This is a genomic window from Amycolatopsis sp. NPDC052450, assembly GCF_044547565.1.
Classification (GTDB): Bacteria; Actinomycetota; Actinomycetes; order Mycobacteriales; family Pseudonocardiaceae; genus Amycolatopsis.
In genome coordinates, this window is record NZ_JBIUAQ010000044.1 from 1 (window position 1) to 12,428 (window position 12,428).

11 protein-coding genes and 1 rRNA gene are annotated in these 12,428 nt (G+C 70.1%); 10 read left to right on the top strand and 2 right to left on the bottom strand.

The genetic code is table 11. The features are described from left to right. The 9 genes from rrf to ACIHAO_RS39585 form a co-directional block, all read left to right on the top strand. Window positions 1–91: ribosomal RNA gene (rrf, locus tag ACIHAO_RS39545) — 5S ribosomal RNA — on the top strand; the annotation flags it as partial. Between the two features lie 163 nt (window positions 92–254). Continuing rightward, window positions 255–2,282 carry a hypothetical protein gene (locus tag ACIHAO_RS39550; protein WP_396566881.1) on the top strand — a complete coding sequence of 676 codons (2,028 nt, stop codon included), beginning with the start codon at window positions 255–257 and terminating at the stop codon, window positions 2,280–2,282. Further along, window positions 2,275–3,264, top strand: a complete 990-nt coding sequence (locus tag ACIHAO_RS39555; RefSeq protein WP_396566883.1) for an HAD-IIA family hydrolase — start codon at window positions 2,275–2,277, stop codon at window positions 3,262–3,264. The genes ACIHAO_RS39550 and ACIHAO_RS39555 overlap by 8 nt, the downstream gene beginning before the upstream one ends. Window positions 3,265–3,322: 58 nt before the next feature. Further along, on the top strand, window positions 3,323–3,529 hold the full coding sequence (locus tag ACIHAO_RS39560) for a hypothetical protein (protein ID WP_125786384.1): 207 nt from the start codon (window positions 3,323–3,325) through the stop codon (window positions 3,527–3,529). A 4-nt stretch (window positions 3,530–3,533) separates the two neighbouring features. Next, window positions 3,534–4,349 carry a TlyA family RNA methyltransferase gene (locus tag ACIHAO_RS39565; RefSeq protein ID WP_396566885.1) on the top strand — a complete coding sequence of 272 codons (816 nt, stop codon included), beginning with the start codon at window positions 3,534–3,536 and terminating at the stop codon, window positions 4,347–4,349. Then, the gene (locus tag ACIHAO_RS39570) at window positions 4,346–5,257 is read left to right on the top strand and encodes an NAD kinase (RefSeq protein ID WP_125786269.1); all 912 of its coding nucleotides are present in this window, start codon (window positions 4,346–4,348) and stop codon (window positions 5,255–5,257) included. The genes ACIHAO_RS39565 and ACIHAO_RS39570 overlap by 4 nt, the downstream gene beginning before the upstream one ends. A 104-nt stretch (window positions 5,258–5,361) precedes the next feature. Beyond that, window positions 5,362–7,158, top strand: a complete 1,797-nt coding sequence (gene recN, locus ACIHAO_RS39575; RefSeq protein ID WP_396566887.1) for a DNA repair protein RecN — start codon at window positions 5,362–5,364, stop codon at window positions 7,156–7,158. A 103-nt stretch (window positions 7,159–7,261) separates the two neighbouring features. Then, window positions 7,262–8,446: a putative cytokinetic ring protein SteA gene (steA, locus tag ACIHAO_RS39580; protein WP_125786271.1), complete on the top strand. Its 1,185-nt coding sequence runs from the start codon at window positions 7,262–7,264 to the stop codon at window positions 8,444–8,446. Next, window positions 8,443–9,390, top strand: coding sequence for a copper transporter (locus ACIHAO_RS39585; RefSeq protein WP_396566890.1), 948 nt, complete (start codon window positions 8,443–8,445; stop codon window positions 9,388–9,390). The genes steA and ACIHAO_RS39585 overlap by 4 nt, the downstream gene beginning before the upstream one ends. A 45-nt stretch (window positions 9,391–9,435) precedes the next feature. Here the strand turns inward: ACIHAO_RS39585 and ACIHAO_RS39590 are convergent, their stop codons facing one another. Together ACIHAO_RS39590 and ACIHAO_RS39595 are read right to left on the bottom strand one after the other, a co-directional pair. Beyond that, on the bottom strand, window positions 9,436–10,155 hold the full coding sequence (locus tag ACIHAO_RS39590; RefSeq protein ID WP_396566892.1) for an aspartate/glutamate racemase family protein: 720 nt from the start codon (window positions 10,153–10,155) through the stop codon (window positions 9,436–9,438). After that, complete coding sequence (locus tag ACIHAO_RS39595; protein WP_396566894.1) at window positions 10,155–11,597, bottom strand: NCS1 family nucleobase:cation symporter-1; 1,443 nt, start codon at window positions 11,595–11,597, stop codon at window positions 10,155–10,157. The genes ACIHAO_RS39590 and ACIHAO_RS39595 overlap by 1 nt, the downstream gene beginning before the upstream one ends. A gap of 149 nt (window positions 11,598–11,746) precedes the next feature. Between ACIHAO_RS39595 and ACIHAO_RS39600 the strand changes: the two genes are divergently transcribed. Further along, complete coding sequence (locus ACIHAO_RS39600) at window positions 11,747–12,424, top strand: GntR family transcriptional regulator (RefSeq protein WP_396566896.1); 678 nt, start codon at window positions 11,747–11,749, stop codon at window positions 12,422–12,424. Window positions 12,425–12,428 lie beyond the last annotated feature (4 nt).

Consider the following 12,428-nt stretch of genomic DNA (forward strand, 5'->3'; position numbering starts at 1 on the left):
GCCCGGTCCCATTCCGAACCCGGAAGCTAAGCCTGACAGCGCCGATGGTACTGCAACCGAAGGGTTGTGGGAGAGTAGGACACCGCCGGACTAACTTCAGGACAGGGTCCTGACCAGGGTTGAGAACCCCACAGGTTCTCCCCGGGTCAGGGCCCTGTCTCTTTTCATGTCCACGGACCGACTAGAATGGTCCGTTGGCCCACCTGACAGGTGGGCGCAAGTGTCGAAACTTTTCAATAGTGGCAGGAGGCCAGGTGTCCGAGTTCGGTCGACGTGACTCAGATGATGGCGCGTCCGGCCGGTCGGGTCGCCGGGACGACAGTCCCCGCGGAGGCCGGTCTGACGCGCAGCGAGGTGACCGGCGCGGTTCCGCCGGCGGCAGGCAGGACCGGGGCGGCCGCGATGGTGGCTACCAGGGTCGTCCGCGTCGTGACGACCGCGGCGCACGCGGTACCGGCGGCAGCTATCCCGGCAAGCCCGCGCGCAGTGGCGACGGTCCCCGTGACCAGCGCCCCGGTGATAGCCGGTTCGCAGGCCAGGGGCGTGACGAGAACCGCCCGCGCTACAACAACAGCAGCGACGACCGTCGTGGCCCTGGTGCCGGCGACCGTCGTGACGACCGGTCCGGTGGCCGCGACAACGACCGTCGTGGCGGCTTCCGCTCCGACGACCGGCGCGACAACCGCGACAACAAGGGCGGCGACCGCGGCGGTTACCGCTCGGACAATCGTGGCGGCGACAGCCGCGGCGGCTATCGCTCCGACAACCGGGGTAGCGACAGCCGTGGCAGTGACCGCGGTGGCTACCGGTCCGACAACCGGGACAACCGTGGCGGCGATCGCGGTGGTTACCGCGGCGGCGACAACCGGGACAACCGCGGCAGTGACAGTCGCGGCGGTGACAACCGCGGGGGCTACCGGTCCGAGAACCGGGGTGGCGACCGCGGTGGTTACCGCTCGTCCGACAGCCGTCCCGAGCGTCGCTACGACAACCGCTCCGACAATCGTTCGGACAGCCGCTCCGACAGCCGTTCCGAGGGCCGTTCGGACAACCGTTCCGAGGGCCGGTACGAGAAGCGCTCCGACAGCCGCCCGGCCCGTGCCGGCTACGGCTCGGACAACCGCGGCCGTTCCGACGACCGTCCGTCCGGTAACCGGTACGAAGGACGCCCCCAGGGCAAGTCCTACGGCTCGGACAACCGCGGTGACGACAAGCGCGGCGACGACAAGCGCGGCGACGATCGGCGTCCGTCCTATCGCGACGACCGCGGTGGCTCCCGTTCCGGTGGCTACAGCGGCGGCGACCGTCGTGGCCCCTCCTCGAGCGACCGCCGTCCCAGTAGCGGTGGCTACGAGCGCAAGAGCTTCGGCGACCGCGACAACCGCAGTGACCGCGGCGACGACAAGCGCGGTGCCTACCGGCCGTCCGGTGACGGTCCCGACCGTCGCTCGTCCGACCGGCCGGAGAAGCGCTACGACGACAAGCGCGGCGGCTTCGAGCGCAAGCGTGACGACCGTCCCCAGCGCGACCGTTCCGAAGGCCGGAAGGACTTCCGTTCCTCGCCTCGTACCGAGGACAAGCCGGTCGACGACGAGACCTTGGCGCGTGAGCTGCTCGCGGCTCCGGAGCTGCCCGAAGGCATCGAGTTCTCCGATCTCGACGAGGAGGTCCGCCGGGAGCTCCGCACGCTGCCCAAGGCGCTCGCGGAAACCGTCGGCAAGCACCTCGTCGCGGCCGGTGGCCTCGTCGACGAAGACCCCGAAGCCGCGATGGAGCACGCCAAGTACGCGAAGGCCAAGGCGTCGCGGGTCCCGATCGTCCGTGAGGCGCTCGGCCTGGTCGCCTACCACGCGGGCAACTGGTCCGAGGCCCTGTCCGAGCTGCGGGCCGTCCGCCGGATGACCCGGACCGACGAGCACATCGCGATCATCGCCGACGCGGAGCGCGCCATCGGCCGCCCGGAGCGGGCACTCGACCTCGCGAAGGAGGTCGACAAGGAGCGCCTGGCCAAGGCGACCCAGATCGAACTCGCGATCGTCGCCGCCGGCGCCCGGCGTGACCTCGGCCAGCTGGACGCCGCGGTCGTCTCCCTCCAGGGCGACGACCTCAAGGCGGAGAAGCGTGACCCGTGGAGCGCCCGGCTGTTCTACGCCTACGCCGACAACCTCGCCGCCGCCGACCGCAAGGACGAGGCGATCCGCTGGTTCCTGAACGCGGCAGAGGCCGACGAGGAGGACGAGACCGACGCCGCCGAGCGCGCCGCGGAGCTCACGAATGGCTGACGCTCTGTCGGCAGGGTACGACGCGGTCCTGTTCGACCTCGACGGCACGGTTTACCACGGCGGCATCGTGGTCCCGGGCGCGCCGGAAGCACTCCGGGCGCTTCGGGACCACGGCACCGCCGTCCGGTGGGTGACGAACAACGCCTCCAAGGCGCCCGCGGAGGTCTCCGCGCACCTGGAGGCACTCGGACTCCCGGCCACGCCCGAGGAAGTCCACACGAGCTCTCAGGCCGCCGCCACCCTGCTGGGTGAGCGGCTGCCTCAGGGCGCCGTGGTGCTCGTCGTGGGCACGGCCTCGCTGGCCGCCCAGATCGAGTCGGCCGGCCTCAAGACGGTCCGGGAAGCCGGTCCGGATGTGGCCGCCGTCGTTCAGGGGCATTCCCCGGAGAACACCTGGGCCGCGCTCGCGGAGGCGTGCCTCGCCATCCGCGCGGGCGCGCTGTGGGTGGCGACCAACGTCGACGCGACTCTGCCGACCGAACGCGGGCTGCTGCCGGGCAACGGGTCGATGGTGGCCGCGTTGCGCACCGCCACCGGCGTCGAACCGCTGGTGGCGGGCAAGCCGGCGCCGGGGCTGTTCACGACGGCGGCGCGGGACGCGGGCGCGGAGCGTGCCCTCGTCGTGGGCGACCGGCTGGACACCGACATCGAGGGCGCGGTCGCGGCCGGGATCGACGCGCTGTGCGTCCTGACCGGCGTCGCCGACGCGGCGTCCTTGATCAAGGCCAGGCCCGAGGAGCGTCCCCGCTACCTTTCGCGGGACCTGTCCGGGTTGAGCAGCCGCGCGGAGCTGCTCGAAATCGGGCCCAAGGACGGCTGGCGTGTCACCGCACAGGGTGACGTGCTCGAAGCCGAAGGTGAAGGCGACTCCCTCGACCTGTTGCGCGCATTGTGCGCGGCTGCCTGGGAGACGGGGATCACCGAGGTCCGTGGTGTGGGCGACACCGCCCGCGCCGCGCTCGGCGACCTGCGCCTCGCCTGACCAGCGCTGCTAACTTGGTGGGGTGCAAGACCACTTCCACCCCGTGCCGCGACCGCCGGTGCCGGGCCCTCCGCCGGTGCCCGGACCTCCGGCGGTCCAGGCTGACCAGTTCGAGCAGCAGGACACGGATCCCCGAGCCGGGATCGACGAAGCCGTGGCGGGTCTCGACGACCTCGCCGCGCTTCCGCTCTCGGAGCACGTCGACCGCTTCGAAGCCGTGCACACCGAGCTGACGGTGGCGCTGTCCACCATCGACAAGGTCTGACCGCGTGCCCAAACGCGCCCGCCTGGACGCGGAGCTCGTCCGGCGGGGTCTCGCCCGTTCCCGGGAGCAGGCGTCCGCGCTGATCGCCGAGGGCAAGGTCAGCGTGCGCGGGATGGTGGCCACCAAACCCGCGACAGGGGTCGAATCCGGCGCGCCGATCGTGGTGCGCGACGGCGACGACCCCGGCTGGGCCTCCCGCGGCGCGCACAAACTGCTCGGCGCGCTCGAAGCCTTCACCCCGCAAGGCCTTTCCACCGAAGGAAAGCGCTGCCTCGACGCGGGCGCTTCGACCGGTGGCTTCACCGATGTCCTGCTGCGCAACGGCGCCGCCACGGTGATCGCCGCCGATGTCGGCCGCGGCCTGCTGGACTGGCGGCTGCGCACCGACGACCGCGTGGTCGTGCTCGACAAGACGAACGTCCGCAACCTGACGCCGGAAGATCTCGGCGGGCAGGTCGACCTCGTGGTCGGGGACCTCTCGTTCATCTCGCTCAAACTCGTGCTGCCCGCGCTGTCCGCGTGCGCGCGGGACGGCGCCGATCTGGTGCCGATGGTGAAACCGCAGTTCGAAGTGGGCAAGGACCGGCTCGGCAGCGGCGGCGTCGTCCGTGACCCGGAGCTCCGGGTCGAATCCGTGCTCGGCGTGCTCGCCGAGGCCGAGAAGCTGGACCTGCGTCTGCGCGGCGTCGTGGCGAGCCCGCTTCCCGGGCCGTCCGGGAACGTCGAATACTTCGTCTGGCTTACCCGCGGGGCGGGGGAGACCGTCGGCACCGACGCCGAGCGGCTCGTCCGCACCGCAGTCCTGGAGGGACCCCAATGAGCGATCGCGAGGTGCTGCTCGTCGTGCACCCGGACCGGGACGCGACCCGGGACGCGGCACGTGAGGTGTCGGCCCGTTTCGCCAAGGCCGGTGTGCGGCTGCGGGTGCTCGACGAGGACGTGAAGGAGATGCTGGAGGCGGACGGCGGGATCGGCGGGCCCTGCACGGTCATGGCGCCGGAACAGGATCCGGCCGCCGGCACCGAGCTGGTGTTCGTGCTCGGCGGCGACGGCACGTTGTTGCGGGCCGCGGAACTGGCCAGGCCGAACGGCGTTCCGGTGCTGGGGGTGAACCTCGGCCGCGTGGGCTTCCTGGCCGAGGCCGACTCCGACAAGCTCGCCGACACCGTCCAGCGCGCCGTCGACGGTGACTACCAGGTCGAAGAGCGGATGACCGTCGACGTCACGGTCAGCGTCGACGGTGAAGAGACCGTCAACACGTGGGCGCTCAACGAGGCCAGCGTCGAGAAGAGCTCGCGTGAGCGCGTGCTGGACGCGCTCATCGAGGTCGACGGAAGGCCCGTGTCGTCCTTCGGCTGCGATGGCGTCCTGTGTGCCACACCGACCGGCTCGACGGCGTACGCGTTCTCCGCAGGCGGGCCGATCATCTGGCCGGACGTCCAGGCCCTGCTGGTGGTCCCGAGCAACGCGCACGCGATGTTCTCGCGGCCGCTGGTCGTCTCGCGCGACTCGGAGATCACCGTCGCCATCGATCCGGACGGCTCACCCGCCGTCCTGACCTGCGACGGATCGCGGACCTTCGATCTTCCCGCCGGCGCGGCCGTACGGGTCACCTGCGGCCGGGTGCCGGTGCGCCTGATCCGGTTGTGGGAAGGCCCGTTCACCGACCGGCTGGTGCACAAGTTCTCGTTGCCGATCAAGGGCTGGCGGGAGCGGCACGCCCGCTGACGGATGTCATGAAAGGGTCGTTCAGGACAATTTTCGTCCTGAACGACCCTTTCATGACGTGCCGGGTGCGGGAATGGTCGGGGTGGGCCGCTACGGTGGGCGTCGTGCTGGCCGAGATGCGCATCCAGGGCCTCGGAGTCATCGAGGACGCCCTGCTGGAACTGCACGCGGGCTTCACCGTCGTCACCGGTGAGACGGGTGCGGGCAAGACCATGGTCGTCAGCGGGTTGCACCTGCTCTCCGGCGGCCGAGCCGAAGTGTCCAAGGTGCGGACGGGAATGCTGAAGGCCTTCGTGGAAGGCCGCTTCGAGCTGGGCGGTGCCGAGGGCGCCACCCGGATCGTCACCGACGCCGGGGCGGAGGTCGACGAGGACGGCAGCGTCATCGCGCTGCGCGCGGTCTCGGTCGACGGCCGGTCCCGGGCCCACCTCGGCGGCCGTTCGGTGCCGGTCGGTGTGCTGGCCGATCTGTCCGAGCAGCTGATCGCGGTCCACGGGCAGAACGATCAGCTGCGGCTGTTGCGGCCCGCCGAGCAGCGCGCGGTGATCGACCGGTTCGCCGGTGAGGCCGTCACCGCACCACTCGAGCGCTATCGCGCGGTGCGCGACGATTGGCTCGCCGTCGTCGCCGAACTGACCGAGCGGTCCACCCGGTCCCGTGAGATGGCCCAGCAGGCGGACCTGTTGCGCCACGGGCTCACCGAGATCGACGCCGTCGCGCCCGAACCGGGCGAGGACACCGAACTCACCGAACAGATCAAGCGGCTCGCCGCGGTCGACGAGCTGCGTGCGTCGGCCAGTGCGGCGCACGCCGCCGTCGCCGGTTCGGCGGACGGGGATCCGGACGCGCCCGGCGCGCTGGGACTGATCGGGGAGGCGACCCGCCACCTGAACGGTTCCGAAGACGCGGTGCTGCGGGAACTCGGGCCCCGGCTGGACGAGGCTTCGGTACTGCTGTCCGAAGTGGGCACCGAGCTGGGCAGTTACCTCGAAACGCTCGACGCCGACCCGGCGTTGCTGGAGAAGGTGCTCGCGCGCCAGGCCGATCTGAAGCGGCTCACGCGCAAATACGCGGCCGACGTCGACGGCGTGCTCGCCTGGGCCGACGACGCCCGCCGCCGGATGTCCACGATGGACACCTCCGAGGAGGCGCTGGCCGAACTGGCCAAGCGCCGCGACGAACTCGCCGTCACGCTGGCGGAACACGCTCTGACCCTGTCGGAGGCGCGCGTCGAGGCCGCAGCCGAACTGGCCGAGGCCATCACCGCCGAGCTGTCCGGTCTCGCGATGGGACAGGCCGAGATCGAGATCACCGTCGAGCGGCGCACCGTGGACGAGAGCGATCCGCACGCGGTGAAGGTCGAAGGCAGGCTCGTGCACGCCGGCCCCGACGGCGTCGACGACGTCGAGTTGCTGCTGCGGGCGCACAACGGCGCGCCGCCGCTTCCGGTGCACAAGGCCGCTTCCGGCGGTGAGCTTTCCCGCGTGATGCTGGCGATCGAGGTCGTCCTCGCGCACGCGGACACCGTGCAGACGCTGGTGTTCGACGAGGTCGACGCCGGGGTCGGCGGCCGGGCCGCGGTCGAGATCGGCAGGCGGCTCGCGCGGCTGGCACGCAGTCACCAGGTCCTGGTGGTCACCCACCTGCCGCAGGTGGCCGCGTTCGCCGATCAGCATCTGGTGGTGGACAAGGGGACCAGTGGCGGGGTGACCCGCAGTGGCGTGCGCGTGCTCGAACAATCGGAGCGCGTCGTCGAACTCGCCCGCATGCTCGCCGGGATGGAAAGCACCGAGACCGGCCGGGCGCACGCGGAGGAATTGCTCGCCGTCGCCGAGGCCGACAAGAGCGCGCCGGACAAGCCCAAGGCCCGTCGCGGCGGAAAGCGAAAGAAAGCGAAGTAGCGCCTGTCACGACCGGGTAGCCCGATCCGGTGTGGGTTAATCGGCGTGTTTCCATCGGCGTGGCGGACACGGAAGGCCGCGCGGATTTGTCACTATCGGTCGCATGAAGCTCACCGGCTTGCTCTCGCGTAACCAAGAGACCCTCCCCGGGATCACCGGCGTCGCCAGGGTCGACAGGCGTACGCGTGAGCTGCTCCGCCGGCTGAGCCCTGGCGACATCGTCGTCCTCGACCAGCTCGATCTCGACCGGTCGACGGCGGATGCCTTGGTGGAGGCCGAAGTCGCGGCGGTGGTGAACGCCTCGCCGTCGATCTCCGGCCGATTCCCGAACCTGGGCCCGGAGATCCTGCTCGAGGCCGGGATCCCGCTGGTCGATTCGGTCGGCGGCGAACTGCTGCGCAAGGTGAAGGACGGCACGAAACTCCGCCTGCACGAGGGCGTCGTCTACATCGGTGAGCGGCAGCTCGGATCGGGGGTCCAGCAGACGCGCGAGAGCGTCGCGGACCAGATGATCGAGGCCAAGGCCGGGATGTCCACCCAGCTGGAGGCGTTCTCCGCGAACACGATCGAATTCCTCCGCCGGGAACGCAGTCTCATCCTCGACGGTGTCGGCGTCCCGGAGATCCGGGTTCCGCTCAAGGACCGGCACGCCCTCGTGGTCGCGGGTGGCAACGGGCACGCCGAAGACCTCAAGAAGCTGAAGAAGTACATCTCCGAGCACCGTCCGGTGCTGATCGGTGTCGACGCCGGGGCCGACACCCTGCGCGCGCAGGGATATCAGCCGGACGTCATCGTCGGCGATCCGCACGGAATCGGTGCCGAGACGCTGCGCAGCGGTGGCGAGGTCGTCGTCCCGGCGCAGCCGGACGGGCACGCGCCGGGTGTCGAACGCATCCAGGACCTCGGGATCGGCGCGGTCACCTTCCCCGCGACGGGTAACGCCGAGGACCTCGCGCTGCTGCTGGCCGACGCGCACGAGGCGAGCCTGGTGGTCACCGTCGGATTCCAGGCGACACTGCGGGAGTTCCTCGACCACGGCCGGTCCGGGTCGAACCCGTCCACGTTCCTCACCAGGCTCAAACTCGGCACGAAACTGGTCGACGGCAAGGCGGTCGCGACCCTGCACCGCAGCCGGGTGTCCATCGGCGCCATCGTCCTGCTGGTGCTGGCGGCCCTGGTGGCCGTCGCGGCCGCGCTGCTGGTGTCCGACGTGGGTTCGGTCTACCTCGACTGGATCCGCGACACCTGGAACTCGTTCATCGCCTGGGGCAAGGGACTTTTCACGTGATTTCACTGCGGTACCACATCGTTTCCATCGCCGCCTGCTTCCTGGCGCTCGCCATCGGGGTGGTGCTCGGGTCCACGGCGCTGAACGGTTCACTCCTCTCGGGGCTGGCCGGGCAGAAGGAGGACCTGGGCTCCCAGGTCGCGGATCTGGAGGCGCAGCGCAACTCGCTCAACGCGAGGCTCGGTGACGCGGACGCGTTCGCCGGTGCGATGGGGCCGAAGGTCGTCGCCGGGCAGCTCGACAAGCGTTCGGTGGTGCTGGTGACCACTGAGGACGCGAAGCCCGCGGACCGCGACGCCCTCAAGCAGCTCATCGGGCAGGCGGGTGCCGCCGTCACCGGCGAGATCCAGCTGACCGAGGCGTTCTCCGACCCGATGCGGTCGGATCAGCTGCGTGACGTCGTCTCGCGGTTGCAGCCCGCCGGCGTGCAGTTCCCGACCGCGGGCGACCCCGGCACCCTCGCCGGTGCCCTGCTCGGCTCGGTGGCGCTGCTGAACAAGGACAACGCGCAGCCGCAGTCGACGCCGGTGGAGCTGGCGGCCGCGCTCGGCGGGCTCACCGACGGCGGTTTCCTCAAGACCGGCGGGGAGGTGAAGCCGGCGCAGCTCGCTATCGTGCTCACCGGCTCCAAGTACACCGGTGACGGCGCCGGTGACCGTGCCTCGACCGTCGCGCGGTTCGCCGCGCAGCTCGACCGTTCCGGTGCGGGCACCGTCTTGGCGGGCGACGCTGGATCCGCCGACGGCACCGGCGCGATCGGCGTCGTCCGCGCCGACACCTCGTCGACGTCCATCTTGTCCACTGTGGACAACGCGGAGACGTCGGCGGGCCGGGTGACCACGATCATGGCGCTGCGCGAGCAGCTCGAAGGCGGCGCGGGACGCTACGGCATCGCGGGTAACGCCCAGGCCCCGGCCCCCGGTATCGCCGCCGCCGGCAACTAGCCTTCGTCGCCATTCGGCACCTACTTGCGATCGTGAGCGTCGCAATCAGGTGCCGAATTGCGTGGGCCAGAGGCGGGTTTTCGGGAGTGGGCGGGCGTAGGAGCCGGCCCGGCTGGTCTTGAGGTTCAGCGCCACCAGGGATTCGGCGAGGCGGACGGCGGCGGCGACGCCGTCGATCACCGGGATGTCCAGCATCGCCGAGATCCGGCGATCGAGGCCCGTCATCCCGGCGCAGCCGAGGACGAGGACTTCCGCACCCGCGTCGCGGGCACGGCGGCCGGCGGTCAGCAGCGCGGATTCCGTCCGGCGTTCGTCAGTCAGTTCGAGCACGCCGAGCCCGGCACCCAGGACGCCGACGCAGTTCTGCGCGACGCCCGCCGCGTGCAGGCTGTCTTCGATGAGCCCGCACGTCCGGTCCAATGTGGTCACCACGCCGTAGCGTCTTCCCAGCAGACAGGCCAGATGCGCGGCCGACTCGGTGATGTCGACGACCGGGACGTCGAGCAGTTCACGAGCGCCTTCCCGCCCGTGCTCACCGAAACCGGCCATCACGAGCGCGTCGAACGGCTCGTCCATCCCGTTGAGAAGGTCGAGGACGGCCGCGGAGCTGAGAAAGCTGTCCAGCCAGCCTTCCGCTGATTCCGGGCCCCACAGCGGCGTTCTGGCCAGGATTTCGGTGCCGGGGCTCGCCGCGGCGCGCGCGCCCACCTCGATCTCCTTGGTCATCGCCTCGGTGATGTTGCAGTTGGTGACCAGGATCCGCATCACGCGACCCGCTGTTTCCGTGACACGGCGAAGTACAGTGCCGCCGCAGAAGCGGTGCCGATGAACCACGAATACGGCGCGGCGGGGGCGAAGAACGGCACGAGGGCGATGATCGCGGACAGCGCCGCCGTGGGCAGGAAGGTGACCATCGCCCGCGGGTTGAACCCGCGTTTGTAGTGGTACGGCGAATCCGGTCCGGCCACGAACAGCTTGCCGACGTCGATCCGGCCGCGTTTCACCAGGTAGTAGTCCACGATCATGATGCCGAACAGCGGGCCGAGGAAGGCACCGAGGCCGCCGAGGAAGTAGTTGACCACCGCGGGGGAGGAGTACAGCTTCCACGGCAGCACGCACAACGCGGCGACCGCGCTGATCATCCCGCCGATGGTGAAGGTGATCCGCTTCGGCCAGATGTTGGCCAGGTCGTAGGCGGGGGAGACGAAGTTCGCGACGATGTTCACGCCCATGGTGGCGATCGCGAAGGTCAGCGCGCCGATGATCAGCACGGGCGTGTTGTCGATGCGGGCCAGCAGTTCGGCGGGGTCGGTGATGGCTTCGCCGAACACTTGGAGGCTGCCCGCGGTCACCAGCACCGACAGCAGCGCGAACGCCGTCGAGTTGATCGGCAGACCCCAGAAGTTCCCGCGCCGTACCGTTTTCTGATTCGGGGCGAACCGGGAGAAGTCGCAGAAGTTGAGCATCAGGGTGCCGTAGATGGACAGGATCAGGCCGACCGCGCCGAACCACTGCCGTACTTGCTCCCCTGTGGACAGTGCCTTCGGGTTGCCGGTCAAGGAGATGTTCCAGTCGGCGGCGGCCAGTACCCAGACCGCGAGCGCGATCATCACGACCCAGATCCCCGGACCGCACCAGTCCTGGAACTTGCGCACGGCCTCCATCCCGCGGGTGAGCACCAGTGCCTGCGCGAGCCACAACGCGATGAAACAGATCCAGCCGAGTGCGTGCAGGCCGAGGAAACCCATCTCCGTCAACGGTTTCAGCCCTGGATCGATCGCGAGCACCAGCAGGGTGATGGCCACGGAGGCGAGGTAGGTCTGGATGCCGTACCAGAAGATGGCGATGATCGCGCGGATCAGCGCGGGCAGGTTCGCGCCGAAGGTGCCGAAACTGATGCGGGCGACCACGGGAAAGGGGACGCCGGTCTGCTGCCCGATCCGGCCCATCAGGTTCATGCCGAAGTAGATGAGCACGAACCCGGTCAGCAGCGCGGTGAACACCTGCCACGCCGAGAGCCCGAGGACGAAGAGGCCCGCCGCGAAGGTGTAGTTGCCGAGGTTGTGCACGTCCGACATCCACAGCGCGAAGATGTCGTAGACCTTCCATCGGCGTTCTTTCGCTGGGGCGAGATCTTCGTTCCAGAGCCGGGGATCGGCGTTCTCGGTGGTAGGCGCTTCGGACCGGGTTGCCGGGGCGGCGGTCATGCGGGCCTCCGATCGACGGGGACGTCCGGTCGATTTGGTATCCCAAAATTTGGCATCCCAAATATCACCCCGCGGTGGCCCGTCGTCAAGGTTCCTGCCGATAAACTCGGGTTACGAGCTGTTACGGCAGTGTTGAACGAGGGGGTCGGGTGGCCGAGGAAGGACCGCGTCAGCCGCTGGCCGCGACCCGGCAACGGGTCCGGGACGAGCTGCGTGAACGGATCCTCGACGGACGGCTGAAGCCGGGGGACAGGCTGGTCGAACGCGAGCTCGCCGAGGGCCTCGGCGTCTCGCGGGTCCCGGTGCGCGAGGCCATCCGCAGCCTGGAGGCCGAAGGCTTCCTCGCCGTCCAGTCGCCCCGGCGCATCGTCGTACGCCAGTTGGCCAAGGCCGACGTCGAGGAGCTGTTCGACGTTCGTGAAGCCCTCGAAGGGCTCGCCGCCGGGCTGGCCGCCGAACGGGCGGGCAAAGCGGAACTCCGCGCACTCGAACGGCTGCTCACCGACGCCGCCCGCGCGACCGAAAGCGGCGACGCGGCCCGGATCACCCTGCTCAACACCCGCTTCCACGACGAGATCGTCGCGCTGGCCGGCAACGGGCTCCTGCACGAGATCCTCCGCCCGCTCGAGGGCAGGCTGCGCTGGCTCACCAGCCAGAACGAGCACTGGGGCGAACTGCTCGACGAGCACCGCCGCCTCTACGACGCGATCGCTTCGGGCGACGCCGACCGCGCGCGGGCCCACGCCGTCGAACATGTGCGGGTGAACCGGGAGGTCACGCTGAAGGCGTTGTTCCCCGAAGATGACGGAGAACGCTCCGCCGGGTGAACCG

Excerpts from the sequence above, each read along its gene's own strand:
- ACIHAO_RS39555 (WP_396566883.1), top strand. The coding sequence starts at position 2,275 with ATGGCTGACGCTCTGTCGGCAGGGTACGACGCGGTCCTGTTCGACCTC.
- ACIHAO_RS39570 (WP_125786269.1), top strand. The coding sequence starts at position 4,346 with ATGAGCGATCGCGAGGTGCTGCTCGTCGTGCACCCGGACCGGGACGCG.
- steA (WP_125786271.1), top strand. The coding sequence starts at position 7,262 with ATGAAGCTCACCGGCTTGCTCTCGCGTAACCAAGAGACCCTCCCCGGG.
- ACIHAO_RS39590 (WP_396566892.1), bottom strand. The coding sequence starts at position 10,155 with ATGCGGATCCTGGTCACCAACTGCAACATCACCGAGGCGATGACCAAG.
- ACIHAO_RS39595 (WP_396566894.1), bottom strand. The coding sequence starts at position 11,597 with ATGACCGCCGCCCCGGCAACCCGGTCCGAAGCGCCTACCACCGAGAAC.